The sequence below is a fragment of the Bacillus sp. XT-4 genome, assembly GCF_050864245.1.
Classification (GTDB): Bacteria; Bacillota; Bacilli; order Bacillales; family Bacillaceae; genus Bacillus; species Bacillus altitudinis.
Genome location: NZ_JBPAFI010000025.1, coordinates 1 through 569 on the forward strand (window position 1 = coordinate 1; position 569 = coordinate 569).

Annotated in this window: 1 protein-coding gene; it reads left to right on the forward strand. The window is 36.6% G+C overall.

The annotated features are described in order from the left end of the window. On the forward strand, positions 1 to 569 hold a 569-nt coding region (locus ACRRMM_RS19145), incomplete at both ends, for an ArsB/NhaD family transporter (RefSeq protein ID WP_432450938.1).

The window sequence follows — 569 nt, forward strand, 5'->3', positions numbered from 1 at the left end:
TCGTCGCTGCTCTATTTGCAAACGATGGTGCAGCACTTATTTTGACACCCATTGTTTTAGCCATGGTCAGAGCATTAAACTTCAATGAAAAATTAGTATTCCCTTTTATTATCGCGAGTGGGTTTATTGCAGACACAACTTCACTGCCCCTTGTCGTTAGTAATTTAGTGAACATTGTAACAGCCGACTATTTTAACATTACGTTTATTGAATATGCATCCAGAATGGTTGTTCCAAACCTTTTTTCGTTGCTTGCGAGTATCGCTGTACTGTACCTTTTCTTTAGAAAGAGTATACCTAAACGCTATAATATGAATGATTTAAAACACCCGAGTGAAGCAATAAAAGATCCAAAGATGTTTAGATTATCTTGGTATATATTAGCTTTTTTATTGATTGGTTATTTTGCAAGCGAATTCTTATCTATACCTGTATCTGTCATAGCTGGTGTGATTGCCATTTTATTCTTGGTCATTGCACAAAAAAGCCCTGCTGTTCAAACAAAAAGCGTTCTAAAAGAAGCTCCCTGGGCGATCGTTTTCTTTTCCATAGGTATGTACGTTGTTGTC